The organism is Candidatus Nitrosotalea sp. TS (assembly GCF_011319465.1).
GTDB lineage: Archaea > Thermoproteota > Nitrososphaeria > Nitrososphaerales > Nitrosopumilaceae > Nitrosotalea.
In genome coordinates this window covers 43356-68942 of the sequence record NZ_RCMB01000010.1, presented here as the reverse complement: position 1 = coordinate 68942, position 25587 = coordinate 43356, and the positions used below count along the sequence as shown (strand labels likewise).

General features: G+C 40.8%; 35 protein-coding genes and 3 pseudogenes. 12 read left to right on the top strand and 26 right to left on the bottom strand.

Annotated features, from left to right (window positions below):
• Positions 1-66: 66 nt before the first annotated feature.
• The 8 genes from DYY67_RS05395 to DYY67_RS05360 all read right to left on the bottom strand — a co-directional run bounded on the left by DYY67_RS05395 (position 67) and on the right by DYY67_RS05360 (position 4392).
• A complete protein-coding gene (locus tag DYY67_RS05395) occupies positions 67-222 on the bottom strand; it encodes a hypothetical protein (protein WP_166391408.1) in 156 nt (51 codons plus the stop codon).
• Positions 182-409, bottom strand: coding sequence for a hypothetical protein (locus DYY67_RS05390; protein WP_166391406.1), 228 nt, complete (start codon positions 407-409; stop codon positions 182-184). Before DYY67_RS05390 ends, DYY67_RS05395 begins: the two co-directional genes overlap by 41 nt.
• A gap of 19 nt (positions 410-428) precedes the next feature.
• Positions 429-647, bottom strand: a complete 219-nt coding sequence (locus DYY67_RS05385; RefSeq protein ID WP_166391404.1) for a hypothetical protein — start codon at positions 645-647, stop codon at positions 429-431.
• An 18-nt stretch (positions 648-665) separates the two neighbouring features.
• Entirely contained in the window at positions 666-803 is a 138-nt protein-coding gene (locus DYY67_RS05380) for a hypothetical protein (protein WP_166391402.1), read from the bottom strand.
• A 126-nt stretch (positions 804-929) separates the two neighbouring features.
• Positions 930-1592: a T4 family baseplate hub assembly chaperone gene (locus tag DYY67_RS05375; RefSeq protein ID WP_166391400.1), complete on the bottom strand. Its 663-nt coding sequence runs from the start codon at positions 1590-1592 to the stop codon at positions 930-932.
• A gap of 37 nt (positions 1593-1629) precedes the next feature.
• Positions 1630-2094 (bottom strand): phage tail protein, encoded by a 465-nt coding sequence (locus DYY67_RS05370; protein WP_166391377.1) that lies wholly within the window; start codon positions 2092-2094, stop codon positions 1630-1632.
• 11 nt (positions 2095-2105) lie between these two features.
• Entirely contained in the window at positions 2106-3761 is a 1656-nt protein-coding gene (locus DYY67_RS05365; protein ID WP_166391375.1) for a phage tail sheath family protein, read from the bottom strand.
• Between the two features lie 262 nt (positions 3762-4023).
• A complete protein-coding gene (locus tag DYY67_RS05360; protein ID WP_166391373.1) occupies positions 4024-4392 on the bottom strand; it encodes a transcriptional regulator in 369 nt (122 codons plus the stop codon).
• 270 nt (positions 4393-4662) lie between these two features.
• Between DYY67_RS05360 and DYY67_RS05355 the strand changes: the two genes are divergently transcribed.
• A complete protein-coding gene (locus tag DYY67_RS05355) occupies positions 4663-5355 on the top strand; it encodes a hypothetical protein (protein ID WP_166391372.1) in 693 nt (230 codons plus the stop codon).
• Here the strand turns inward: DYY67_RS05355 and DYY67_RS05350 are convergent, their stop codons facing one another.
• The 4 genes and pseudogenes from DYY67_RS05350 to DYY67_RS05330 all read right to left on the bottom strand — a co-directional run bounded on the left by DYY67_RS05350 (position 5356) and on the right by DYY67_RS05330 (position 7430).
• Positions 5356-5535 carry a hypothetical protein gene (locus tag DYY67_RS05350; RefSeq protein WP_166391274.1) on the bottom strand — a complete coding sequence of 60 codons (180 nt, stop codon included), beginning with the start codon at positions 5533-5535 and terminating at the stop codon, positions 5356-5358. It abuts the gene before it with no gap.
• Complete coding sequence (locus DYY67_RS11915; RefSeq protein WP_166391370.1) at positions 5456-5716, bottom strand: response regulator; 261 nt, start codon at positions 5714-5716, stop codon at positions 5456-5458. Before DYY67_RS11915 ends, DYY67_RS05350 begins: the two co-directional genes overlap by 80 nt.
• Positions 5698-5953, bottom strand: a pseudogene (locus DYY67_RS11745) (ATP-binding protein). Before DYY67_RS11745 ends, DYY67_RS11915 begins: the two are co-directional and overlap by 19 nt.
• Before the next feature lies 1 nt (position 5954).
• Positions 5955-7430 (bottom strand): PAS domain-containing sensor histidine kinase, encoded by a 1476-nt coding sequence (locus tag DYY67_RS05330; RefSeq protein WP_166391364.1) that lies wholly within the window; start codon positions 7428-7430, stop codon positions 5955-5957.
• A gap of 171 nt (positions 7431-7601) precedes the next feature.
• Here DYY67_RS05330 and DYY67_RS05325 point away from each other — a divergent pair, with 171 nt between their 5' ends.
• The gene (locus DYY67_RS05325) at positions 7602-8075 is read left to right on the top strand and encodes a hypothetical protein (protein ID WP_166391362.1); all 474 of its coding nucleotides are present in this window, start codon (positions 7602-7604) and stop codon (positions 8073-8075) included.
• A 23-nt stretch (positions 8076-8098) separates the two neighbouring features.
• On the opposite strand, the gene DYY67_RS05320 is transcribed toward DYY67_RS05325, so the two are convergent.
• The 5 genes from DYY67_RS05320 to DYY67_RS05300 all read right to left on the bottom strand — a co-directional run bounded on the left by DYY67_RS05320 (position 8099) and on the right by DYY67_RS05300 (position 12977).
• Positions 8099-9307: a cation:proton antiporter gene (locus DYY67_RS05320; RefSeq protein WP_166391360.1), complete on the bottom strand. Its 1209-nt coding sequence runs from the start codon at positions 9305-9307 to the stop codon at positions 8099-8101.
• A gap of 133 nt (positions 9308-9440) precedes the next feature.
• Positions 9441-9650, bottom strand: a complete 210-nt coding sequence (locus DYY67_RS05315; RefSeq protein ID WP_166391358.1) for a hypothetical protein — start codon at positions 9648-9650, stop codon at positions 9441-9443.
• 62 nt (positions 9651-9712) lie between these two features.
• Positions 9713-12217, bottom strand: a complete 2505-nt coding sequence (locus tag DYY67_RS05310; protein WP_168711841.1) for a M1 family metallopeptidase — start codon at positions 12215-12217, stop codon at positions 9713-9715.
• Between the two features lie 19 nt (positions 12218-12236).
• The gene (locus DYY67_RS05305) at positions 12237-12734 is read right to left on the bottom strand and encodes a YqaA family protein (protein WP_166391356.1); all 498 of its coding nucleotides are present in this window, start codon (positions 12732-12734) and stop codon (positions 12237-12239) included.
• A gap of 15 nt (positions 12735-12749) precedes the next feature.
• Positions 12750-12977, bottom strand: a complete 228-nt coding sequence (locus DYY67_RS05300; RefSeq protein WP_166391354.1) for a hypothetical protein — start codon at positions 12975-12977, stop codon at positions 12750-12752.
• 166 nt (positions 12978-13143) lie between these two features.
• Here DYY67_RS05300 and DYY67_RS05295 point away from each other — a divergent pair, with 166 nt between their 5' ends.
• From DYY67_RS05295 to DYY67_RS05280, 4 genes are all read left to right on the top strand, one after another.
• On the top strand, positions 13144-14691 hold the full coding sequence (locus DYY67_RS05295; RefSeq protein WP_166391352.1) for a Vgb family protein: 1548 nt from the start codon (positions 13144-13146) through the stop codon (positions 14689-14691).
• Between the two features lie 4 nt (positions 14692-14695).
• Entirely contained in the window at positions 14696-15895 is a 1200-nt protein-coding gene (gene truD / locus DYY67_RS05290) for a tRNA pseudouridine(13) synthase TruD (protein ID WP_166391350.1), read from the top strand.
• A gap of 158 nt (positions 15896-16053) precedes the next feature.
• The gene (locus DYY67_RS05285; RefSeq protein WP_166391348.1) at positions 16054-16626 is read left to right on the top strand and encodes a thioredoxin-like domain-containing protein; all 573 of its coding nucleotides are present in this window, start codon (positions 16054-16056) and stop codon (positions 16624-16626) included.
• A 41-nt stretch (positions 16627-16667) separates the two neighbouring features.
• Positions 16668-17543 carry a hypothetical protein gene (locus tag DYY67_RS05280; RefSeq protein ID WP_166391346.1) on the top strand — a complete coding sequence of 292 codons (876 nt, stop codon included), beginning with the start codon at positions 16668-16670 and terminating at the stop codon, positions 17541-17543.
• Between the two features lie 4 nt (positions 17544-17547).
• On the opposite strand, the gene DYY67_RS05275 is transcribed toward DYY67_RS05280, so the two are convergent.
• Positions 17548-17814, bottom strand: a complete 267-nt coding sequence (locus tag DYY67_RS05275; protein WP_166391344.1) for a hypothetical protein — start codon at positions 17812-17814, stop codon at positions 17548-17550.
• A 212-nt stretch (positions 17815-18026) separates the two neighbouring features.
• Between DYY67_RS05275 and DYY67_RS05270 the strand changes: the two genes are divergently transcribed.
• The gene (locus DYY67_RS05270; RefSeq protein WP_166391342.1) at positions 18027-18257 is read left to right on the top strand and encodes an Lrp/AsnC ligand binding domain-containing protein; all 231 of its coding nucleotides are present in this window, start codon (positions 18027-18029) and stop codon (positions 18255-18257) included.
• On the opposite strand, the gene DYY67_RS05265 is transcribed toward DYY67_RS05270, so the two are convergent.
• The gene (locus DYY67_RS05265) at positions 18232-18501 is read right to left on the bottom strand and encodes a hypothetical protein (protein WP_255492848.1); all 270 of its coding nucleotides are present in this window, start codon (positions 18499-18501) and stop codon (positions 18232-18234) included. The genes DYY67_RS05270 and DYY67_RS05265 overlap by 26 nt on opposite strands.
• Positions 18502-18684: 183 nt before the next feature.
• Here DYY67_RS05265 and DYY67_RS05260 point away from each other — a divergent pair, with 183 nt between their 5' ends.
• Positions 18685-19377, top strand: coding sequence for a hypothetical protein (locus DYY67_RS05260; RefSeq protein WP_168711840.1), 693 nt, complete (start codon positions 18685-18687; stop codon positions 19375-19377).
• A gap of 11 nt (positions 19378-19388) precedes the next feature.
• Here DYY67_RS05260 and DYY67_RS05255 read toward each other — a convergent pair whose 3' ends face one another.
• Both DYY67_RS05255 and DYY67_RS05250 read right to left on the bottom strand, forming a co-directional pair.
• Positions 19389-19895 (bottom strand): hypothetical protein, encoded by a 507-nt coding sequence (locus DYY67_RS05255; protein ID WP_166391340.1) that lies wholly within the window; start codon positions 19893-19895, stop codon positions 19389-19391.
• Positions 19892-20350: a 50S ribosomal protein L15e gene (locus DYY67_RS05250; RefSeq protein ID WP_166391338.1), complete on the bottom strand. Its 459-nt coding sequence runs from the start codon at positions 20348-20350 to the stop codon at positions 19892-19894. The genes DYY67_RS05255 and DYY67_RS05250 overlap by 4 nt, the downstream gene beginning before the upstream one ends.
• Positions 20351-20450: 100 nt before the next feature.
• On the opposite strand from DYY67_RS05250, the gene DYY67_RS05245 reads away from it, so the two are divergent.
• Together DYY67_RS05245 and DYY67_RS05240 are read left to right on the top strand one after the other, a co-directional pair.
• On the top strand, positions 20451-20804 hold the full coding sequence (locus DYY67_RS05245; protein WP_166391336.1) for a hypothetical protein: 354 nt from the start codon (positions 20451-20453) through the stop codon (positions 20802-20804).
• Positions 20764-21075 (top strand): hypothetical protein, encoded by a 312-nt coding sequence (locus DYY67_RS05240; protein WP_166391334.1) that lies wholly within the window; start codon positions 20764-20766, stop codon positions 21073-21075. Before DYY67_RS05245 ends, DYY67_RS05240 begins: the two co-directional genes overlap by 41 nt.
• Positions 21076-21087: 12 nt before the next feature.
• Here the strand turns inward: DYY67_RS05240 and DYY67_RS05235 are convergent, their stop codons facing one another.
• The 5 genes from DYY67_RS05235 to DYY67_RS05215 all read right to left on the bottom strand — a co-directional run bounded on the left by DYY67_RS05235 (position 21088) and on the right by DYY67_RS05215 (position 24142).
• Positions 21088-21228, bottom strand: a complete 141-nt coding sequence (locus DYY67_RS05235; RefSeq protein WP_166391332.1) for a hypothetical protein — start codon at positions 21226-21228, stop codon at positions 21088-21090.
• A 55-nt stretch (positions 21229-21283) separates the two neighbouring features.
• Positions 21284-21829: a hypothetical protein gene (locus tag DYY67_RS05230; RefSeq protein ID WP_166391330.1), complete on the bottom strand. Its 546-nt coding sequence runs from the start codon at positions 21827-21829 to the stop codon at positions 21284-21286.
• A gap of 2 nt (positions 21830-21831) precedes the next feature.
• On the bottom strand, positions 21832-22764 hold the full coding sequence (locus DYY67_RS05225) for a D-2-hydroxyacid dehydrogenase (RefSeq protein ID WP_166391328.1): 933 nt from the start codon (positions 22762-22764) through the stop codon (positions 21832-21834).
• 75 nt (positions 22765-22839) lie between these two features.
• Positions 22840-23904, bottom strand: a complete 1065-nt coding sequence (locus tag DYY67_RS05220) for a multicopper oxidase domain-containing protein (RefSeq protein WP_166391326.1) — start codon at positions 23902-23904, stop codon at positions 22840-22842.
• The gene (locus DYY67_RS05215; RefSeq protein WP_166391324.1) at positions 23894-24142 is read right to left on the bottom strand and encodes a hypothetical protein; all 249 of its coding nucleotides are present in this window, start codon (positions 24140-24142) and stop codon (positions 23894-23896) included. Before DYY67_RS05215 ends, DYY67_RS05220 begins: the two co-directional genes overlap by 11 nt.
• 108 nt (positions 24143-24250) lie before the next feature.
• Here DYY67_RS05215 and DYY67_RS11910 point away from each other — a divergent pair.
• Together DYY67_RS11910 and DYY67_RS11905 are read left to right on the top strand one after the other, a co-directional pair.
• A pseudogene (locus DYY67_RS11910) lies at positions 24251-25072 on the top strand (lyase family protein).
• A pseudogene (locus tag DYY67_RS11905) lies at positions 24957-25583 on the top strand (lyase family protein); the annotation flags it as partial. The pseudogenes DYY67_RS11910 and DYY67_RS11905, both read left to right, overlap by 116 nt.
• Between the last annotated feature and the right edge of the window lie 4 nt (positions 25584-25587).

Below are 25587 nucleotides of genomic sequence, written 5' to 3'. Positions count from 1 at the left end.
CTCTTTTTTTCGTCCTGTTTTGGCAGGTCAGTCTCAGCGATTGTCTTTTTTTCATCTGTTTTTGTGCTATACAGGCTTGGTTACGGTATAAACGGTTTCCTTCATGCCAGGCCTGACAGTCTTTGGCTTTACACTAACATCGTCTACTGCAAGTATTGTAGGGGATGTCTCCTTGGCAAGCCTATTTGCAGGTATTCTGATGTTGGCAATTGGATAGTGCATCAGACTGTACTTCTACAGAGTTTTCTTCAGATTGTACTTCCGCGTGTGATATTCCATCAATTTTCCGTGATGCAGTTACCGGTTTTTCCAAAGTAGGGCGTTCTTTTTTTCCACCGTCTGCAATTTTGTATTCTTCTTTTAGGTTCTTGACTGCAGCAAGGAGGTCTTCTTTAATTGTTGCAGGCATGCTAGCAAGATCAAACTTCTCATATGGGAGTAAGAATTGCATATCGATCAGATTCGGACATTAAATCCCAATCTTGCCCCAGCATTGTTATCAAATCCAATCCCAGAAAAAGAGAATCAGGATTTGACAAAAGTTTTGGCAACACCAGATCTGACACTGGCTGACTCTTGACAAATGAGGCTCCGTCTTTTACAATTTTTTCCAGATAGCCTTCAGATGAATTATTTTCAGATGGCATGTTTTAGTGGCCTGCGGATTATTCCGCGCCTGCCTCTTCCTCCTCTATTATGTTCAGGTATTTTTTTCGTTTCTTTCTTGAAAGCTTCATTATCTCATTTTCTGACCAGTGGTATCGAGAGGCAAGAATATGGACTTCTTTGTACAAGTTTTTCAAATCTCCTTTTAATTCTTTAAAAAAAAATTTTGTATGTCAAAGGGAGATTCAAATTGCATACTACATTGTGGACAGGTAACTTCGATGCCAAGATGAACTACAGGCATCTGCGCTTTCATGCTCGATTCAATTTCGCGTCTGAGCTAGAATTGTTAGTGATGAGATTATGTTTTCATCTATATCAGTAATGTCCCCCACGCGCACAAGACATCTTGAGAACAGTGTAGTGAGTGCCTTTGATTGGTTTTTTGGATAAATTTTTGCAGCTTCTTCTTGATCACCTGCAGTAGGAAGTCGAAATTCAATTTCCTTGTGGAGTCTGTTCTCCCTGTCCCGGTAAGCAGCAGTATCTGAAAGTTCGGTTAGAAAGAGTCCATTTCCAAGATCCTTGTCGATTATTTTTATTCCAGTTATATCAAATGAGATGTCCATTAATTTTCTGCATTTTTCATTCGGGCATCGCACTCTTGCTTCCACATTTTCTCCAAACGTTAGCTGTCTTAAACACAGAAGAAGATAATCACGGTCTGCAATTATCATACTACGAATTACATCTGGAGTGATTTGCGTCATGGGCCCAATTCTTTTGGTGCAGTTGGCCAAAATATCAACAAGCAATGAGGCAACCATTTTGCTGTTTTCCCTGTCAGCAATCATTTCTTCCTCCTTTCCAGTAAGAGGTCTTAATTCAACATCCTTGTAGCAATTTCCATCCGAGGTAAGATACCCTCCAGGTAAAGTAAAAACAGTATTTTCGTTTTGTTCGTCATGAGGGCGAGAATCAGCCATAGGCGATCATTCACCCCCCCTGAACAAAAACTTTAGGCTAGGATACTTTCCAGCCTTCACAGGTTACCTTGAGTGTCCTAAGTCCTACTGCATTTCCGTTTGCGTCAAGATCTGGTAGTGCTTGATATTCAGTAGGCCAACATGAATACAGTTCGTATGTAAGCGATGTTGCCCCGTCAATGTCTTCTACTTCGACTTTGAGGTCCTTTCGGAATGACTCTGTACCAATGTTGTCTGTTCCCAATTTGTTCAAAGTCTCCATCCACTCGTCAAATGCAGTATTGTCGACAACTAGGCCTTGTTCAAAGGTCACTGGTTCATACTTGGACTTGCCTGGTAGGTTTCTCTGGATGTTTGTGTCTCCACCTTCTCTCCAGTTTACTACCTCAGTAGACATTTTTAGTGCGCTCATCTTGCTCACTAGTGCTACTGGAGTGGCATCACCAAAGTAGATCTTGAATCGGAATGTCCTCAGTGGGTCTACGCGTGCTTGTGCGGACATGTCTTATCCTCCTACTTCTCCTGAGCCACCTTTTGGCTCAATTTGATTACTATGAACTCTGCTGGCTTCAAGGGTGCAAATCCAACCAAGACATTGACAATGCCTTTTTGTTGATCAGTTGGTGTTGTGGTTTCAGCGTCACATTTTACAAAGAAGGCTTGATCAGTTGTTGCTCCTTCAAATGCGCCTTGTCTGAACAAGTCTCGCATGAATCCTTCAATATTCATCTTTAATGCAGACCACAGTGGTGCGTCATTTGGTTCAAAGACTGCCCATTGTATTCCATCATAGATGCTTGACTTGAGGAAGTTTGCCATCCTTCTAACGGATAGATATCTCCAAGCAATGTCAGGCGATGGAGTTCTTGCGCCCCATACCAATGTACCTTTTCCTGGGAAAGATCTTATTGCATTCAATCCTGCCAAGTTTATCACACCTTGGTCCTTGTCAGTCAAGTTTGTGGCCAATCCTAAAACTCCAGCAACGGATGCTTCAGTTCCAGCTGGTGACTTCCAAACTCCTCTGGTATTATCAATTCGTGCATAAAGCCCAGCCATGAAACCAGATGGGGGCAACAAAATTACTGGATTTGTTCCCTTTGCTATCTGATCACGTGCTTTTACCCATGGAAAGTAAACAGCACCATAGCCATTCACTCCCGGAGTAAGTGACTTGACAAATGCCAAGCCGGAATCTCTTGTGCTTACTTTCTTTGGTACGTCTGCTATGAAAAATGCATCGCCTAGTTGGTTTCTGTGGCCTTCAACATATCTGAATCCCATATTTGCAATCTCGCCTGTTTCATCTACGTATCCAGGTGCTGCAATCAAGCTAACATCAGTTACCTTGTCCAGAGCACTTGTTCCATCAGTCAACTGGTTTGCTACTTCTTTATTTGTAACATCTGTTGGAGCACTTCCTCCTCCCAACGTGTATGAAGCAGGAGCAGGTAGTGCACCTTCATCTGCAACCATTGTTATTCTGAGGTATTTTGAAAGATCATTTATGTTGTTTTTGACAAAGCTCTGATGATCTTTTCGCATCGAGAGACCGTCAAATGTTTCAACAACTGCTCCATGTAGCGTCACATCGAGTCTGAAAGTGTCTTCCTTTACGTCCTGTCCGTCTTTTTTAACTATAATTTGGTTAGAACCCTTGCTTACTTGTAGTTCAAGACCATTGCCCCAGACGCCTTGGCTATTTGCCCACACCTTGAACAATCCATCGCCTGCAAATTCTCCCTCTGCTTCTCCAAAGGGCGGTTCTGTTGCTGTAACAGTTGCTTCCGCAGTTGGTGTTGCACCTTTAGTTGGCTTTTCTGCGCCTGGTTTGCCACCTTTTGAGACAATTACCTTGGCTGCCTGTGCACCTGGTGCAAGGCGAATGATATAACATTTTGAGCCTCCGTTTTGGAAGAAAGCCCAAACCGCATATGGAAGGTATACTTCACCATCACGGTATTCTTTGACTCCGAGTAAATCTTTATTTGTAAATCCACCGAATCTGTCAAAAAATTCTGTCAGGCTTGTGACTAGAATTGCTTCATTTATTGGACCTCGTTCTGCCATGCCAATAAAGGCTGCAGTCGAAGTTGATGCTGCTGTAATAGCTCGCGCAACTGGCGGAACTTCTACAACGTAAACTCCCGGATAGGATAATTCAACCATTATGATATCCCATCAAAAACTATGATTTAAAGATCATGCAACAAGAAATGATCGATAACCAAAAACAGTTTTGTTGAAATAAAAAAATCGATCAATAATTTTAATTTTATAAAAATAAATTAAAATCATGAAATTAATTCCAAGTTTCATCAAATTAACTTCATCTAGATCCGATCATTGATCGACAAATGATCCACATTGATCGCAAAATGATCCAGCGATCAACAATTTTGATCCATGAGAAAGACAGAAAATTAAAGTCTTATTCCGGCGGAGTGATTTGTTTTATGTGCTCGTGTTCTGCACTCATGGTCTCATCTATTAATGAAATGTTTTCTCGCAGAGTACTAACAAGGCCACCTAGATCATCGGCTTCCATTTCGATTGTTGCCCTTCGTTGTGAGAGAACGGTCAGCCCCTTTTTCTCTTCTTCAATATATTGAGATACGCTGCTCACTTTACCTCGTAGATTTTTTAGGTCAACTGAGGTATCTTCTATCTGTTTTTCCAAAATTGCCCTTTTTTCGCGTAGTCCTTTTATCATCACGCCAAGAGAGTTGATCGACTCTTCTAGCTTTACGCACTTGTTGATAAGTGAGCTGACGCCTATTTGGATCTCCAGTTGAGCCATTGATATTATAGATAGAATTACCTACTTTTATTTTAATATTGGATCTATACTTCCCCTATAAATAGTCGGCAAAGTAAAAACCCTGGAAAATTCCAGACCCAGAACAGTACAAAAAGATCGCTTCCCCAGGTAAAAGTAGAAAATTCCACCGCTTCAGTTTTATGCCCTCTCATAGGGCAATACCAAACCAATGTTTCACAGGCAGTTTGTGATATTTCGGTCTCACCGAGAAGCGAATGACTTTAAAAAAGACTAGACAAAATATTGGTGATGAGAAAAGATTCTGACCCTGGCCGTAAGAGAATGATACTTTACATAATTCTCCAGATTGTCGTCATAACTGTCGGCACCATAGTCCTGATGCTTTATCTCCAATATTATCAACACATTGAATTTCTCACAAGTGATGGTGACGTAAGCGGATGGGCAGGCCTAATAATTAGCACTTCAATAGGCATCTTCATATCACTTGCAATCATGGCATATTCTGATTATTATCAAGATGTTTTGTCTGAGATAGCAGAAGAAACAAAAGATATCGCATTGCAGCAACACAGGATACTTCAAGAGCAGGAACTCCTAAGACAAAGACGTCTAAAGTATGCCATATATGACATAAAAAATCATTTTACAACACTTTTGTTTACGGTGGGTTTTGTTAACAGGCTGGTTATCGAATTCAACAAAAAAGAAGATGGAAAAGAAGAGATCATTGAAAAAATTAATGAGCATATGGAAAAAATAAAACCTGCGATAGAAGCAATACGCAGCACATTATATTTTGCAAACGACACGCTAGATCCTTCCTTGATGGAAGAGATAAACTCTGTTTGCAAGCTAATTGGTGAATCATCCACAAAAGAAGAAAACGGCAAACTGGAATTTTCCTACGATGATATGAAGAAGAAAATATATGAAGTGACAGGAAGACTTCCTGTTTTTGAAAACAAGCCGAAAAACTAGTTACTGAAACTGACTTACTTTGTCAAGTACTGCATCAATGTCTACTGGTTTTCTAAGACACGAGTGGACTCCTTTTTTTATCAAGTTGTTTATCTCTATATCAGATACTGAAGATGCTGTAAACAGGACAATTTTTTGTTTGTTGATGTTGCCGTCCTTGACAAGCTCTTCGAACCACATCTAATCCGGAGAATCCCGGCATGGACAGATCAAGAAATATCAAATCATAACTCTGTTCTCTCATGCGCTTCAAACCTTCACGACCGTTGTCAACAGACGAGAATTCGTGACCTTCACTTGACAGTATGGTATTGAGAAGTTTTGTAATGTCAGTGTTGTCGTCTACTCCAAGTATGCGCAAGTTACATCTTCTCCTTTGGTAACAGTGAAATAAAACGTAGATCCTACGCCTGGTTTGCTTGATACCCCAATACTGCCGCCTAGTCCTTCTACGATTCCCTTACAAATAGAGAGCCCCAAGCCCGATCCACCATGTTTTCTGGTCATGCGAAGTTTCCGCTTGGTAGAACTTTTGGAATAGATTCTTTTGCTTTTCCTCAGGAATCCCGATTCCATTATCTATTACTGAAAAAGACATGTTATTGCCATCTGGATTTTGCGTTTATTTCTATTCTACCTCCTTCTTTTGGTACAAAGTCTATAGCATTATAAATTAAGTTTGTCATTACCTGCTCTATTCTGTCCCTGTCACTGTTTATAATCGTGTTTTCTGTATTGCTGTTGACAAATGTAATATTTTTTTCTTTTGCAGTATACGTAAATGCTGATTCTATTCGTTTTAACAATTCATCAACTTTGATATCGGCATGATCGAACTTCATTTTTCCCAAATCTAGTTTTTGTGCATCAAGCAGGTCACCTATTAGCTTCTTTAACCTGACTGCACTTGCAAGTATGGTCTCCACCGCATCTAGTTGTTTAGCATTTAGATCACCGAGCATTTTTGTTCTTTTTAGAGCCTGTGCAAATCCAATGATTGGGGTTAATGGAGATTTTAGCTCGTGTGTGACCATTGACAAAAATTCTTCTTTTAGTTGGTCCACTTTTTCAAGTTCCTGTACATGATCCATTGTTTCCCGCAGTTCTGATATGTCAGTCAAGGCCACAGTTCTACCAATGATGTTGTTATTTTCATCGTACAAGCTTGCTCCGCTCAGTACCGTTGGAAATATGCTCCCGTCTTTTCTTTTCATCCAGATCTCTCTGTGTGATACCTCATGAGTTTCGCGCCATTTTTCGTAATCGTCTTTCAAATCATTTAGGCTTCTTTCCGCAGTGTGATCATAAATTGACATTCCGATTATCTTTTCTTTCGTATAGCCAAGGGATTTCATGTATGCCTCGTTGCAGTCTGTTAATATCCCATCAATTGTAATGGTACGAAGCAGGCTGGGCGATTTCTCGTACAGAGTGCGATATGTCTTTTCTGCCGTCTCAAGGCGCTCGTGGGTTTTTTTGAGATCATCGAATCGCTCTCTTAGGCGTGCTTCTTTGTGTTCCAGATTCTCTCGCGTCTCATAAATTTCAGTCATATCTACTATTGCAAGTGTTCTTGCAGTCAACTTGCCATGCTCGTCGTACAAACTTGTTCCGCTCAGCAATGTTGGGAATATACTTCCATCTTTTCTTTTCATCCAGACTTCGGAAGGGAGTGTCTCATGTGTTTTTTTCCAATGTTCGACGTTTGCATCCATCTCCTTGATGCTTCGTGTTGCAGTGTGATCGTTAATCTGTTTTCCAATTATTTCGTCCATGGAATAACCAAGAGATTTCAGATATGCCTCGTTGCAGTCTGTTAATATCCCATCAATTGTGACAGTACGCAACAAGGTGGGGGTTTTGTCATACAGGATCCTATATCGTTTCTCAGTGGCAATGAGACGGTCATTCTCCTCTTTTAGTTTTTTATATTGTTGCTGCATGTTAGATTCACCTCCACTCTGCTTCTTTTTTTGAACAGAGACTTTACGATTCTTTTTTTGTGCAGCACTTTTCCTAGAGAATTTTATTTTTCTTTGTATCTTCTTTTTTGCAGGCTTGGATTTAGTCTTCATGTGATGTTTTAAGATATGGTTGATCAACAATTGTATTATATAAAAATTGATGATGTAAGACCAGCATTAATTTTTTCACAATCTACATTAGTTTTAAAATCGATATCACATACAACAAATGACAACTCTAGGAAAGTTTAATTGATTTGTATCGTTATAGTAACGATCGTAATGCCACCTCAAGAACAAAAGGCATTTGGCCAATTCTCTTCTTCCATAACTCAGAGACCAACCAGACTAGGTCCTGTGAAGGTCATACTTGACAATCAAGAAGACACACAGGGAAAAGAGCACACCATAGATTTTGACGGAGCCGACGTCAAGATCAAGCAAGCTGCCATGTATCTTGTAATAGCTGGTCTGCAGGTAGGCAAGATAGCAGGTGACAAGCCACGCTGGCTAGATTTTTGGCTAAGGGTAAACAACAAAGATGTGCACGATTCCAATGTCAGGGCCGTGATAAAGGACTCTGACCTAAAGGATGTCATCATTACACAGACTGTAACATATCTCAACAAAAATGACATTTTGAACATAATGATGTCAGTTGAGGTCGCAGATGAAGGTATAGGCATTGAGGCAATCTGTCCAGTTGACGAGCCAGTAGTACCTAGCATAATTTTGACAATCTTACAATTGCAATAAATTTTGTATAATGATAAAATAATTTATTGAGGTACGGCATTTTCAGGAAATGCCTTTTTGATATATCTTGTCAGCAAAGGATACTGGACTATCAGGGACGACAGGACAACTCCGAATGTTATAGGCTCCAAAATATCCTTGAAGTTGCTGTCTGGAAGTGTTGCCACCAGCGCAACAGACAGAGCACCCCTCATGCCACCTATCATTATTACATGTCTCCACGCACTTGGCCACTTTTCGTGTGTAAATCTATGGGTTGCAGCAAGTATTGGATATGTGGACGCTGCTCGCGCCGCCAATACAGCTCCAAATGCCATTGCAATTAGCGGCAGGTTCTTTCCCATGTTTTGAATATCCATGCTCAGTCCAAGATACAAAAAGGCCACCGAGTTTGCAAAAAAGGCAATCATCTCCCAAAAGTGCGAACTGTACACTAGTGTTTTTTCGCTCATTATTCCCTTTCCCTTCATAACCAAATTACCAAAATACAACCCAGAGGCAGCTGCTGCAACCAGACCAGAAAGTTGCAACGCATTTGCGACAACTACAGAACCAAACAAGACAGCAACGGAAAGCGCAGTCTCTGAAAACGGCTCATCCATGAGCTTGAAGAGAAAGCGGGCGGCAACTGCAAATCCCAGACCAACAGCTAGTCCACCAAAAAACACGATGGCAAAATGCACTATCTGTTCTGGAATATTGACATTTATCTGCCCAATGGTTTCAGGCGATCCCAATGCAGAACCTTGAGCTGCAGCTATTGCAATAATAGAAGAAAAGATAACAAGTCCTGTCGCATCGTTAAAACTTGCTTCTGACTCCATAAGCATTGTCAGTGCCTTTGGCACCCTGACTTTTTTGAATACCTGGATTACAATTGCAGCATCTGTAGGTGCAATGAGTGCTGCAAATGCAAAAGCGACAATGACTGGCAATCCTGCAACATAAGAAAGCAAAAATCCACCCACTAGGGTGGCAAGAACCACACCGAGGGTGGCAAGCAACAATGACGATATCCTAACTGTCTTGAATTGTTCTCTATCTATTTTCATCATGGCTTCATAGATTAAAGGCGGCACGATGAAATACAGAATTAATTTTGGGTCAACATGAAACTTGGAAGTATCAAAAATGCCAAATCCCGATACGTGTACAAGTGATACCGCTATTCCTATTCCTACAAGAACCATGGTATATGGCAGTCTAATCTTTTTGGCAAGCAGATGAGGCAAGAAAAATCATGCCAAGAAAGATTGGAAGAATCCATTCTGTCCTAAACAATGACCCTACACTTATGTCAACCATCCCTAACTCTCAAGGTAACAAATTATAAAAAGAGATCCAAAATGCCCAAAAAATTCTTTGCTACTTTTTTTTCCTGTACATTCCACTGTCTCTTTTTTGCATCTGGCGAAATCCCAAGAAAATTCCAAGTACTAGATTTATCACTCCAAGTGCAGCAAGAGGAAAACTAGGATTTTTGAAATAAAACATCCCCATTGCAAGTCCCCAGGCACCTGCCACAAGAAACATTATCGATATTGCCCTGAGTTTTTGTGGCGATGGGTTTGACATTAGATTTTGCTGATTTGATACACTATTAAACATTGAGAATTTTATTTCAAAAAAAAGAAAACCTATTGTCCAAATTCTTTTCTTGCATTTTTTAGAAACTTGGCATGGATTCTTATTCTTTCAAGGCTTTGAGCAAGTTTCATTTCAGTTCCTGGAACATGGTGCTTTACAAAAAAGCTGCGGACCTCTTTTTCTTTTTCAAGGTCAGCCATAACAGATACACTTCCAATTATTCTGTTAAGTAATGGATTGCCTACGCCGAATTTCTTGACAAGGCCCTTCCAGTTCTTTTTAATCCATGGCCACACCAATTCTTTTCCATATGGATTTGCAACCATCCTTGCAACCGGCATGAAGAGATTCTGCGTCCTTACCTCCCGAGATAATGCAAAGGCAAGAGTTTTGGCAAGTAATCTTTCTTCTTTAAAGTTTGAAAGGGAGCCTAGAAATCTTATCTTCTCTTCCTGTGTTGATGCCTTGCGATACAGGCCAACCATTTGTTGATACGTGCCAGGATTTCCATCCCATGCAACAGTAGAGTACACTGCACTTCTCAGATCTGGATTCAGCAAACCTGATCGTAGAGTATTTGAAAATCTAGATTTTGCTTCTTCCACTATTTCCTTGTCATCGAGTTTTGCAAGGGAGCCTATCAGGCTGCTTCTCAATAGTGCATATGTTGGTTTTTCACCCTTGACTTTATCCCATCCTATCCTTCGGAATATGACATTCATGAAATATTGATTGAATTCTTTTATCTCGTCCCAGAACTTTTCTCCCGAGAGCAAGACATACAAAAAGTTCAGAAATCCAATGATATCAGACAACACAACATAGTCATCTTCTTCTTCATAGTGTCTTACAAAGTCAAGATAGTGCTTGAGTTGATATTGGTTTGATATCACAAGTGCAGTCAAGTCATGATGGATGCTCCAGCGGTCAAGATTTGATATCTTTTTTTCCTCTACCAGCCTTCCCAGATTATCTAGTGCATTTTCATCATATCTTACCCTGTAGAATCCCTTCTGTCCGTCATTTACCTTGAACCATCTGCTCGTATATGGTACAGTGACAGAGCCGCGCATCATCTTTGTGACCACTTTATCTTCCATCCTAATTGATACAGGAATTATCCAATTTCCTTGTCGTGACTTGCCGTCGTTTTCAAGTAAAAATCTTTTTTGTGATAATTTTATTTTAGAATCAATTGCTTTTGCCTCAACTATTGGATATCCAATCTGCCTCACCCATGTGTTCATCAACTGGCGCACTGGCTTTCTTGATGCAGCACCAAGAGAATTCCAGAGATCTTCAGTTGTAGCATTAGAGTATTCGTGTTTTTTGAGATAGCTATGCATTCCCCTTTGAAAGTTGTCAGGCCCGATGAAATTTTCCAGCATCATGAGCACGCTTCCACCTTTGTTGTAGCTAATCTCGTCAAATATCTGTCGAACCTCTGCAGGACTTTTTACATCAACATCTATTGGATGGGAAGACTTTAGTGAATCAAGGCTCATTCCACCTGTCATCTCAGATATCAGGAACTGGTCCCAGAAATCCCATTCTGGGTAAATCTTGTCTACTGCCTTTGTTGCCATGAAGGTAGCAAAACTTTCATTGAGCCAAAGATCATTCCACCATTTCATTGTAACAAGATTGCCAAACCACTGGTGTGCAAGCTCGTGTGCTATTACTTCAGCGATGTGTTGCATTGTATCAGTGGATGATGTCTTTGGATCATACAGCAGTACAGTCTCCCTAAACGTGATTGCACCCCAATTTTCCATGGCACCGGACGCAAAGTCTGGAATTGCTATCATGTCAAGCTTTGGTAGCGGATATGGAATTTTGAAATATTTTTGAAAATATGCCAAGAATTGTTTTGTAAACAAGAGTGCCATTTTTCCCTGTTCTTTCTTTCCTTGAGTTGTGACAATTCTAACAAGTGTCTTTCCCAACTTGCCCTGCAGAAACTCAAACTCTCCTACTGCAAGATACAAAAGATACGTGGACATGACAGGGGTTGTGTCAAATCGAAATGATGTTTTCTTGCCAAGCCTCTTCTTTGATACAACAGGCATGTTTGAGAGTGCAGTTAGGTTACTGTCAACTATTAACGATACATCAAATGTCGCCTTGTCTTCGGGCTCATCCCAGCATGGAAATGCGCGTCTTGCATCTGCTGCCTCAAATTGTGTGGTTGCAAGGTGTTTTTCCTTTCCCTTGTACTCGTATTTGCTCCTGTAAAAACCGACCAGCTTGTCATTTAGCGTGCCTACAAAATTAATCAAGAGTACAGCCCTGCCAGATATTTTTTCAGGCAGATTCAGGACCAGTTCTTCTTTTTTCTCATCAAGCCTTACTTTTGCCCTTATCTTTTTTTCATTCCAGAGTACCGTGCAGTCTTGAATCTCAAGTTCTGCAGAATGCATAATTATCTGTCGCGTAGGCCTGGGTACCTTTATGAGAATTTTCTCTTTTCCTCTAAACTTGAATTTATCAAAGTCTGGCTCAAATTCCAGATCATAGTTGATTGGTGAAACAGGCCTCACAAGGCTTGGTTCCAATATACAAGTAATATACCTTCTAGTGCAGAACGTAAAATAGCCAGTGCAAAAAATGTACGCTAAAAAATACTATTGCAAGTGATTTTACCGTCTTTCCAGTTGCCATTGCGATAGAATATTTTATTATGTTGTATTTTTTGGTACCAGCTATTATGGATACAATATCCCCAAGTATTGGAATCCATGGAGAGACAAAGATTATCGTGCTCCAGCCGTACTTTGTCATAATGCTCACACTTTTTTGTTCATATTTTGGAGTAGATTTTCGGAATTTTCCGATCAGCCTTCCATTATACCCAAGATAATATGCAATGTAACCGCCAATTACAGAGCCAACTGTTAAAACCACAAAGACATGAAAGGGGTTTGCACCTCCCAAAAGCAGAGTTGACGTAGTGATCTCGGTTGGAATTGGAATAAATGAAGAAAACATCCCATTGAAGAAAAGTCCGGCAAGACCGTATTTTATGAACAAAGTGTCATGGAATATTGCATGTATAACATTCCATAGAGCCATTGCCTGACCTTGCGTCTAGCTCATTTTAAATGAATTGCCATATTTTTCGTCTTTATCATAAATTGCAATTGAAATTTTTTTGAGGAGTTTTTTCTTTGATTTTTGAGCTTTGGCATCATTTGAATAATCTTTCTGTTCCAACAGAGTGTGTAGGCGTTCAAGCTCATCTCTTGTGAGCGCTTGAATTCCCCTGCTCATCACCACTTCCAAAAGAGTCACTCTCTCAAGATCGTCATTTGACATGCAAAGTAACTATAACCTCTTTGTTTAATATTTGTCTTGTAAAACATATTTTGCAATTGCTCTACGAGGTAACAGTCTTTCTCAACTCAGACCATATCGAGGTAAAAGACGACAAAAACGAGATACTACGTATAAAATATAACGAGGTAAAAACCGCCCTTTTTCTGTGAAGAAGAATACAAAAAAGATTTTAGCTGTTGGTTTTATGCTAGTTTTCATAATTTCGACTGTTACAGTAGTAGGAGCAGGATATTTTCATGGCAACCCAGCGCCAGACACCCAGGTTGCCCTAACCGGAACCCCCATGGATAATTATCCCCCTGACAAGAGAACAACTTTTTGCCAGAGTCAGAATAATACAGAATCGACAAAGTACATTACCGAATTTAAGATTCCAACTCTATGCACACAGCCGCTTGCCGTTACTACAGATCCTTCTGGAAATGTCTGGTTTACCGAAACTAACACCGGAAACATTGCAGAGTTTATTCCTGCCACAAATTCATTTCATGAATTTGACAACCCATTATGGCAAAAAGGAGAAAAATCAATGTTGTGGGGAATCTACTATGCACCTGATGGAAACATTTGGTTTAGCGATTCGCAGCACAGCTTGATATGGGAATTTAACACACAGCTGAAAAATTATTCAAGTTTCATATTTCCAAAGACTTCAACCCAATCAGAGTCATTTCCTCAAATGCTAAAGCCAGATGGCTCTGATGTAATGGTAAATGACTTTACAGGAAGAAAAGTTGCCCTTTTCAGTACAGATCAGTCAGGCACTGATCTAAAGACTACCAATATCATGTCTCCAGGAAACTACAACTTTACAAGCGATATGGCAGTCGATTCTGCAAACAAAATCTGGTATACAGTATGGAATTATCAACTTGGAGGACTTTTAGTAAGCTATGATCCGCAAACTTCACAGTTCTCAAACTATACACTTCCTTCTGGAATACTTGCACCAAATGGACTCGCAATTGGACAAAATGGAAAGATATGGCTGACAGACACTGCAAGCAGCATGTTTGTTGGCTTTGACCCACAGTCCCAACAGTTTACAAAATACATGACTCCAGTACCACAAGTCTCAACTTATGGTAATGTATCAGGACTGATAAAGACACCAATCACAAGACCATATTGGAGTCAGATGGACGATCAAGGAAGACTTTGGTTCAATGAGCAAGTGGCAAATTCGCTAGCAGTGTTTGACCCTGCAAAAGAATCTCTTGTCGAATACCTAGTACCAACAAAGAACCCCAACTGGTCAGATTGTGGCAATCAGACAGATTGTGGAGTAGCCCAGGTGCTTGACTTTACAGTTTCACACAACAAGGTATGGTTCCCAGAATGGGTTGAAAACAACATTGGGGTGCTTGATACAACTGTTCCATTGCCACTTGCACTCAATACATCTGCTTCATCAATTACGCTACACAGAGGTCAGAACGGAACGGTAAATGTTACATTGAGTCCAAGCGAGCAGCTAACCGGCCCAGTTGAGATACTGACACAGCAGACAGCAAGCACGCAGGATCTTACAGTTACACCAGCTGATAAAACCATAACACTTGACAAACAAAAAATCGTATCTGTAAATCTGTCTGCTGACAATTTTGCGCTATCAGGCACTTACAAGGTAGTGATTGGTGCAAGATACCAAGACGTGACAATATCTCAATTCATTACAGTTACCATACAGTAAAGAAGTGGTCCCAAAACTAGATGACCTAATCGGAATTTCCACCTATTGCACCAACACACTGGGTACGGGAGGAAAGATACGAACAAGCCAAGACCAGTTCTTTGTCTCCGAAGTCTTGCGCGAAAAAACACTTTCAAAGATTTCCCAGTCTGGAAACTATGCAGTCTTTAGATTAAAAAAATCCGGAATTGACACAAATCATGCTCTCTCTGACATACTAAACAAACATGGCCTGCGGTTAAAGGCACTTGGACTCAAGGATGCAAATGCCACAACTGAGCAGTTTGTTTGCGACATGAACTCCTCGCATGCCCACGAAAATATTACAACAAACAGGTACACGCTTGAGAGAATCGGCTATGTTCAAAAACCTCTTACAAAAAAGGACATGGTTGGAAATCACTTCAAGATAAATATACAAGATGCGGATTTTACAAAGATTTCAGGTTTTGACCAGCATGAAAAAATCCTAAACTTTTACGGATATCAGAGATTTGGCAGCAGAAGAGCAGTATCGCACCTCATAGGAAAGGCATTGTTGCAGAGAAACTTTGACTTGGCCGTTGAAGTCCTGCTTTCATATACATCAGAGTATGACTTTGCAGAAAATAACAAGATCAGAGAGGCACTCAAGGATAAAACAAACTATCAAAAGATCTTCGACGATGTTCCTCCACAGATGGACATTGAAAGAATAGTACTCAAAGAAATGATAGCACATGGCGATGCGCTAAAGGCATTGCGTGCAATACCAATATCCCTGAGAAGATTTTTTGTCGAAGCATATCAATCATTTATCTTCAATCGCACTGTCAGCATGGCATACGAAATGGGAGAAAACATGTTTGCACCACAGGCAGATGATGTATGCTATGACAAGGATGACAACCTTGGCAGATATCAAAACGACCCAGGACAAAAGTTGGCAATGCCTCTTGTCGGGTACTCGTATTCAAAGAGAAACAGGTTTGATTACCAGATATCAAAGATACTTGGCGAAGAGCAGATGAATCCAAAGGATTTCTTTGTAAAAGAGATGCAGGAAATAAGCGGAGAGGGTGGATTCAGGCATGTCGTCATGATCTGCAGAGACTTTGCAGTAAACTCGCCGTATGTAAGTTTCACACTTTCAAGGGGCTCGTATGCGACCATGTTGCTAAGGGAGATAATCAAACCATCTGATCCTGTTGCGGCAGGTTTCTAAACATCTTTCAGAGAACCAACACAGGCATTGGAGAACAAGACTTAATTTGCATAGTCAATTCAAGTTTGAAAATAAAAAGACAGCATATTTTGATAACATCTGCTTCATATCTAGAATTTCAGTAATAATTTTTATTGTCATTGTTACGACATGCAAGCATGTTTGACAACTTTTACACCAGAGTTACAAAGGCTCCCGAGTTTCCATCCAATTTTGACTGGATAAACTCAAGTGAGTCTCTCTCACTTGAGAAGCTTAGAGGACACGTGGTTGTCCTTGATTTTTGGACATATTGCTGCATAAACTGCATGCATACTCTACCGGTACTTGCCCAGCTTGAAAGAAGGTATGAGGGAAAACCAGTGGTATTCATAGGCGTTCATTCTGCAAAATTTTTCAACGAACAGGACAGAGACAACATAGAGCAAGCAGTGAGAAGATACGAGATTTCACACCCCGTTTTGGTAGACAGGCAGATGGCAGTCTGGCAAAAATACGAAGTCAGTGGCTGGCCTACAATTGTGATCATCGACCCAAGTGGTACCATAGTGTACAAACAATCAGGCGAGGGCCAAAAAGAAGTCATACAAGATACAATAGATGTTTTACTGGAAAATTACGGTAAAAGAGGAGGTCTTGCCAAAGTGCCAATCAAGATCACTCATCGGGTTTCCAAGACAAGGCAACTCTGTCTTATCCTGGAAAATTATCAATATCAAACGACAAAATAGCAATCTCTGACTCGAACCACAACCGAATCATCATAACAGACATGGCAGGCAAGATTGAGAAAATCATCGGAAGTGGAAAGGCAGGACTGGGAGACGGAAATTTTTTAGATGCCACATTTTTTAGGCCTCAGGGACTGGTTTTTTATGATAATGCAATATTTGTTGCCGATACTGAAAACCACGCCATACGAAAGATAGACATCGTTGCAGGCAAGGTGATCACAGTTGCTGGTACCGGAAAACAGGGACCTTGGATGTCAATGGGCGGAAAAGGAAAGGAAACTGCACTTTCTTCGCCTTGGGATGTGGCGGCAAAGGACAATTTCATTTTCATTGCCATGGCAGGAAACCACCAGATATGGGTATATGACACAAAGACAGACATGGTATCCCCCTTTGCAGGAAATGGTTATGAAAACATCATAGATGGGAATAGGATGAGGGCGCAGCTTGCCCAGCCAAGCGGCCTTTCAATTTCAGGCGACATACTATATTTTGCAGACAGCGAGACTTCATCAGTTCGTGAGATAGACCTCAAGTCAGGTTATGTCAGAACAATTGTTGGACAGGGACTTTTTTCCTTTGGACACAAGGATGGTCGTACTAATGGTGCACTCTTCCAGCACCCGCTTGGATTATGTGCAACACAAAACCAAGTTTTTGTCGCAGATACATACAACTCTGCATTGAGAGTCATAGACCTGAAAAGTGAAACCGTGACAACAATGATTGGAAAAGAAGACTCGACTGGAATTTGCAGACTTGATGACCCAGGTTGTGACTCTCTTGGACTATACGAGCCAAGCGATGTCAAGTGGTACAAAGATATGCTGTACATCTCGGACACTAACAATCATTTGATACGGGTATATGATCTTAAAACAAATCTTCTCAAGACTTTGCAGATTACCAATTAGAAAATTATTCAAAGAAATTTTTCGGTATGATTTGCTGAGCTACTGCAAAATCCTCGACTTGCTGAAAAGTCATTACGCCTTTCTTGTATTGCTCCCAGATAAATTCTAGATACTGTATCCTTTCTGGATGTTCTCCACCCGGGGATTTTGGCGATTTTTTTATTACATCAACACATAGTTTTTCAAGATGAGGATACTCAAACCTGTCAAATATAGCCCTGAGTTTTTCCACATTCTCGTCTTTTTGTTTTGTTTTACCAAAAAGTCCCATATGGCTTGTTAGATATATGGTCATTTAAAAACTCTAGACAAGGATTTAAGGTAGTTTACGAACAACTATGCAACATTTCTAATGTCTCTAGAATCAATTCCCAATGTGCAATAAAACATAACAAATCAATCCAGTTTTGCAAATTTTCATCAAGAACAAAAGATCCAGCCAATTTCAAGTAAGATTTTAAAGCTGTATTTTGTTATAATACCATGGAAAAAGCATACATATTGATTGGCTGCGAGCTTGGCGCAGAAGGCGAGATAGTAGAGAAGATAAAACACATGGACAGAGTAAAAGATGCAAGAGTTGTCTATGGCGATTATGACATTGTTGTTGAGGCAGAAGCAAGCACTGATGTCCAGTTGGATAACCTGATTACAAAGAAGATAAGAAAGATGGAAAAAGTCAGGTCGACTATGACCTTAGGCGTCGTAAGCTAATTCCGACTCCAAATGCAATAAGCCCTACACCTGCAGCAGCTATCACTCCGCCGTTTACAATCCATTTTGGATTAGAGTACATAAAAGACGAATGTGGTCCTACGATAGAGTTTCCTTGTAAAAAGAATATAACGCCAAAGGCGGCAATGACTGCACCTATGCCTATCAATGGAATTCCTATTTTCCTCTTGTAAAAGTATGCTATGGCAATTGCGGCAATTGCAACGCCAATTATAATTATCATGGTTGCTGGCATTTTGGATCACACCTTTACTGTTATCAAGCGATAATAATCTTGGCAAATCCAAATAAGAGCAAAAAGGCTGCAAAGAATGTCTGCCTCAATAGAACCTAAAATGAGTTGATAAAATAGGCAAAATCATTTGGATTTCCTTCTTTAATTATCTCTCATAAAGGAAATCTCGGATTGGACGAGTGGGGACCTGACATATTTGAGCTCAGACACAAGAGAAGCTGGATAGATATCAGCATCTTTGCCGGAGCAGTCGCACTTTCGATGCTAATTTCCTTGGTCTGTGGTACCGCCATTAACCAGGCCATCATACAGTCGCCAATAATTATAGATTTGATGTTCATTCCATCTTTTCTCATAGGTCTGCTTTATGGGGTCAAGATGGCAGAGCGCGTAATGTCCCCTACAGCACCACGTAGTCCAATCAGGAGAGGAATAATCAAGATATTTTTGTTCATATTCATGATGGGCTCAATATTTACATCAGTCTCATTTGCGCTTCATGGAGGAGCTCATCCCCCACAGGATTCTATTTTAAAAGAAGGAGTGATGAAATGGATAAACGAGTTTGTCCAGGCAAACGGTGGATTGACATTTCTTATAGTGTCAAGCATTACAATGATGGCGGCTGCTACCAAGCGCATAGTTGGAATGGATGGTTTCCTAAGCAGGGTCTTCACATTTGTTGGAACATATATTTTCTTTACAATGATTGCACTGAGTCTGACACATAGCGACCCAACACACTCACAAGTGTACCTGTATGCATGCTATCAAGCAGGAATAGTGGGTGGAATATTTTATCAGATAAACAAGTTTACCACACGCTCTAACATGTGGGAAGACTATAACAATGGATTCTACTAGATTTTGTAATCTTAGATCTTGCGGTATCTCACAGTAAGAAACAAGATTGCAAAAGATGCCATCATTATCATCGGGGCAATTCCTGAAAACTCTGGCAGGTATGTTGTTCCTGTTATGTTAGTTTCCACCTTACCACTTTGGTTGAATTTCAAGATTACAGTGGTGAGATTTGCGTTCTTCAGTACAATTGGATAAAGTTGCGTTCCGTTCTGATAAACAGTATAGTTTCCTCCAATTAGGTTGGTTGGTATCTCTATTTCGGCAATGTTTCCAGTGTGGGAGCTGTTGCCAAAAAATGTCAGCGTCTTGGTACCATTGTTAAACGTAACATTTTGCATATCATAGTTTGAGGTAGTGTTTACTGTAAAGATATACTGGTTTGCATGAATTGGCCAGGCCCATTTTATCCCAGGGTGGTTGAGATTCTTAAACTGTATCTGACCCAAGGCCTGTGTTGAAAATAAGACGGATGATGCTACTAGGACAAGTACAAGGGTTAGGAGAAGTTCTGTCTTCAATTTTTCAAACCAGAAATTTTGCCGCGCATTTCTCTATCGGTAGATATTCTTGGGTGCGATGGATCAGCCAGTATGACCTCATACCATAGATAGATACCGTCTTGGTAAAGATAGTATGAACCGAGAAGTTTCATGTTTGGAAATCTTTCTAAAACTCTACGCTCTGCAACTCTTTGCATGCTAAGTGCAGGCTTGATTCGCAGTACACCGAGGTGTTTTGGCCTTCTTCCTGCAACAGGTCTCTTTTTGCGCATGTTTCCTCTACCCACACGCATTCTTACTACTGCTATACCCTGCTTTGCCTTGTATCCAAGTTGTCTTGCCTTTTGCAACCTGCTTGGCCTGTCAATTCTTTCCAAGGCGTGCTCTCTTCTCCATTCTACGGCTTTAGCTCTAAGCTCGGGTGAATTTTCTTTCCACATCTTGAGCCATACCTGATCCTGATGACCTGCCATATACTCGGCACTACTAAATTCCCCCTTAATATTCTGTTAGAACAACCCATGCATGCCAAGCTTCAAAACCCTATTATGAAATTGAATTGTTGCAGATCTTATGAAATTTGCAACTATCTTTTTGCTTGCAACCGGACTACTGATTGTTGGATCCATTAGCGAGTCACATGGATTAACCCAGATCTCAATTTCCACAAGCAAGCCAGTTTACACATATGGAGAGAATCTCTCTTTTTTGGTTACAGTGTCAAATGTTACTGGGAGCAACGCGGTTTTAGAGATAATAGACCAGTCAAACCAATCATCAGGTCCTATCCCAATGATAATTACAAAACCAACCTCAAACTTTACTGCCCCATTTCCATTTTATAGGACAACATATGCTACCGGAACTTACTTTTTGAAGGTTCAATATGTCCGGAGCAAGTGCTATCGCAAGTTTTCAGATAGTTGACTCTGGAGATATCGTAATTCCCCCACAGTTCAAAGAGGTAGCAAGCTCATGGGTTCAGAACCAGACATCTGACAGATTATTTGGAGAAAATATTTTCTATCTTGTTAAATCAGGTACAATCAAGATAGATGATTACCACGACCAAAACATGACTGCTATTCCATCATGGTTCAAAAATGATGCACTCTGGTGGTCAAACGGTTCCATTTCAGACAATGATTTCGGGCATGTAGTACAGTATCTTTTGGAATCAAAAATAATGATAGTCTAGTTCTTTACAATCTTATTTTCTTTTTCTTGCAGTGCTTGCAATTACAATTATAACAACAATAGCTATTGCCCCAATCACTGCACAGTCAATTGGACTGAGACTGATGGTTCCGTTTGGAAGATAGGGGATTGTAAAAACAATGCTTCCTGTCATGTTTGTGCTAGGTAGAGTATTTTCAGGGGTTGTGTTTGGTTGTGGCTTTGGAGTTTCAGGTAGGAGGTTGCGGTATTGTTGAATTTTTTGGGCCAGAATATGGAGATTGTATTGGTGGAGGCGGAGTGTTGTTATACGTCTGTGGCGTGGGTGTAGTTTTCGGTGCTGGAGTAGTTGCTCCTCCGTTTTGTACAGGTGTTACCATGTAGGTTCCAATTATCTCAATTTGTTTATTGTCCGGTGTGAGCTGTAGCGATACGGTTCTAGTTGTTGCAGTAGGAGTCTTTTCTTGCATATCTGCAAGTGTTCCGTCAACTACGGCAATAAATGAAATGTCGTTGTTTCCTTGCTTTGAATCAATAAGGTCACGCGGTATTGTCAGGTCAAGGGATGCATTTGGGCTTGACACCTGCACTGTCACTGTAAGCTCGTCATATGTCGGGTTTACCTCAATGTCTTGTATCACTACTCCGTTTGCGTTATAGTTTATCTGATACGTATTGCCAAAAACAACTGGAAATGATCCTGTGTCTGCAAAGACAGACGATAGTGAAGAAAATACCAAGAATAATGCAGGCACTACGAGTGCTAGGCGTACCAAGTCTAGATTACGCCACGAAGAATCATTATTATCTTTTCTGCTATAACATTTGCAGCTAAAGCCTGAGCTTCTCTTGTCTGGGCTCCTATGTGAGGTGTGCAGATTACATTTGGCAAAGTGGCAAGCTTGTTTCCAACAGCAGGTTCTTTCTCAAAGACATCTAGTGCCGCCCCTGCAATCTTTCCTTCCTTTAATGCATTGTAAAGGGCATCTTCGTCAATTATCTCACCACGGGATGTATTGATGATGTATGTGGTCTTTTTCATGGTTGACAGTCTTTGCGCATTTACAAGATGATGTGTCTCTGGAGTAAACGGCACGTGAAATGAGATGTAGTCTGCACTTGACAACAATGTGTCAAGATCTGCCTTGACAAGCCCCACTTCCCTTGAAAACTCGTCGGGTATTGGGATCACATCATATCCAATGATATTCATGTTAAGGGCCTTTGCGTGTCTTGCAAGTTTCTTTCCAATATTGCCCAGTCCTACTACACCAAGATATTTTCCTGAAAGTTCACTGCCCATCAATTCTTTCTTTAACCATTTGCCATTTCGTATCTCGCGGTCTGCTCTTGGCATCTCCCTTGCAAGAGATAGCATTAACCCCAGGACAAGCTCAGCTACTGCATTCATTGCGCCTTCCACTGCGTTGATGACCCGGATGCCCTTTGCCTTTGCAGCATCAACATCGATATTGTCAAGGCCCACTCCAACCCGTGCAATTATTTTGCACTTGTCTGCTTTTTCAATCAAATCTTTTGTTAGCTTGGTTCTGCTTCGTACTATGACAATTTCATAGTTGCCGATCTTTTCCTTTATCTGATCTGGCATAATTTCCGGTTCGTATGTAACCTTCAAGCCATTTTTTTGTAAAATTTCATTTAATATTTTATCAACTTGATCACAGATGAGAACTGTTTGATTCATGCTCATGCAAGAAAACCACTATTTACAGAATATAATTGTGTGGTACTAGAATAAAAAAGGAAAAAGTTGGGATTAATGGACTTACTGTCCTGTCATGTTTCCTAGTTGGGCAGCACGATCGTTTGTGCATTCACAGTGGACAAATGTCTTCTGTGCAATGCTTGTGTCAGGTAGGCTCGAGACTGGAGGTACAGCATCCGATGGATTTGGAGCTGGACTTGCCTGAGCTAGCTGGACTGCAGCTGCACCACTGAAGATTGCAGCATAGTCATGATTGACTATCACATATGCTCCTGGTTGGTCATAGACTACATCGATGATTGCATCTTGTGAACCACCAATAAGCCATGTCTGAGTGCCCATTGCTTGTACCATGTTACCTTGTGTAACTCTGTCCATCTGTCCTCCCACAATGTGGAAGAATAACGGCATGTTACCCTGGTTCACTACGAAGTATCGTATGTGTTGGCCAACTGGTAGAATTAACGGGGCAGCTTCATTTTGACCGCCGGCACCCTTCCATACCTTTGTTACGACTGGATCATAGCCAAATGGCTTGCCGTTGATTACAGTCCAAGTTGTATTGTGTAAGAACATGTAGGCTTGGTTGTAAGATCCGTCCGAATTGAGGTATAGTTGGTTGAATTGCAAAGTGAACTCGTATGCAGCGGGGTCAACTAAAGTATTGTTTAGTACGACATGTCCGCCTTGTGTTGCAGTTCTCGTTATCAGGAGTTTGTGATATCCATTGAGTGGATCAACTATAACCATTCCGTACATTCCGGAAAGAACATGTTGGTCCATTCCAATGACATTTACACCTTCACAGTGATACTTGAAGGCCCCTGGATAGTTTGCAATGAATGCGTATGTGTTTGACTTGCCTGGCATCACAGCCAAAAAGTTTGGCACTGCAGAGAGTTGACCGGCGTGATTATCAAGGCTGTGACCTGTCTTCTCAGTTGATGGTACGTTTAGTGTAACTTCGATTACATCGCCTTGTGTTACTCTAATTGTTGGACCAGGAACTTGACCGTCAAAGGTCATTGCATGATACATCTGTCCGCCAGGAATTGGCAGATCTACGCTTTGTGCGGTCAGGGTAACTTCATGAACGGTTCGACCAGCTGCCTTTTCATACTGCAACTTGATCTAGTGGAATTGCATCCGCTCCGACCATATTGAATCCCAGACCACCTGCGTTCTGCACATCTTTTGCAGTGACAGAATCAATTGTCTGTGGTGTGACTTTGTCAATTGTAGCTGGTGAAACGCTTTGTGCGCTACCAGACACTACCTGTGTGTTTGAATATGTGCTACCGAACAGAACGCTGGCCACTGCTACTACTGCAACAATGGACAGTATACTGTATCGTTTATTCATCATCTCAAATTTTGTTTATAAGTATATTAACCTATTGGGTTTTTGCTTCAAAACGAGTACAACTTTTGATTGTTATTTGTGAGAGAGAGATATTTTACAATTTTTCAAATGCGAATGAATATTAGGAATTTTGATTGTACGATGCACGTGGAATACAGAACAGAGCGAGATTCTCTAGGCGAGGTAAAAATTCCTTCAGATGCATATTATGGTGCCTTTACATCAAGGGCAATCAACCAATACCATGTAACAGGCCTCAGGCCGCACATCAATTTGATAATGGCCTTTGTAATGATCAAAAGGTCAGCTGCGGTTGCCAACATGAAGACTCGTGCCATAGATGCAAAGCGCGGCAATGCAATTGTTAATGCATGCGACAAAATATTGGCAGGAAAATTTCTTGATCAGTTTCTTGTAGAACCAATCAACTCTGGCGCCGGCACTGCGTTTAACATGAATACAAACGAGGTAATTTCAAATGTGGCTCTAGAAATTCTTGGAAAAAGAAAGGAGACGACAAAGTCCTGCATCCAAATGATCATGTAAACATGTCACCAGTCAAGCAATGACACATTTCCAACTGCAATGCATGTTGCAATACTTTTCAACATAAAACAAGTCATCCCTGCACTTGATGATCTTATCAAAACAATAACAAAAAAAGCAAGAGAGTTTTCAGGATACCAAAAAATAGGCAGAACACACTTGATGGATGCTCTTCCCGTTACTCTTGGAGGAGAGTTTGCTGGCATACGGTACAGCTATTGCAAAAGCACGCGACGCAGTCTTTGCTGCAAAAAAAGAGTTGGAACATATCGCACTAGGTGGAACAGCTGTTGGCACTGGTGCAAACACACCGAAAGGATACAGAGCTGTAGCAATATCAGAGCTTGCCAAGATTTCAAAACTGCAGCTCAGGCCACAATCTGACATGCAATATGGTTTGCAGAGCAGATTTGCAGTTGTAAACATGTCATCGGCGCTTAGAAATTTAGCTCTTGAGATTGGAAGATTTTCAAACGATATCAGACTGATGGCCTCAGGTCCTGTTGCAGGTCTATCAGAACTTGGAATACCTGCAGTTCATGCAGGCTCTTCTATCATGCCAGGAAAGGTCAATCCTTCTCTTGCAGAATGCATGAACATGATATGCTTTGATATCATAGGCAACGATACAACCGTAGCTCTTGCAGTACAGTCAGGCCAGTTTGAGCTCAACGTGATGCTGCCTGTAATGCTAAAGGCAGTTTTGGAATCAACAGACATGTTAAAGAATTTCGTGCCAATATTTTCACGCAATCTGGTCGCAGGACTTAGTGCAAACAAACAGAAGCTCAAACACTATATCGAAAATAGTCCTGTGATAGTCACATTACTTGCTCCAAAGCTTGGCTATTTGGTCTCTGCTGACCTGTACAAAGAATCTCTCAAGACTGGAAAGACAA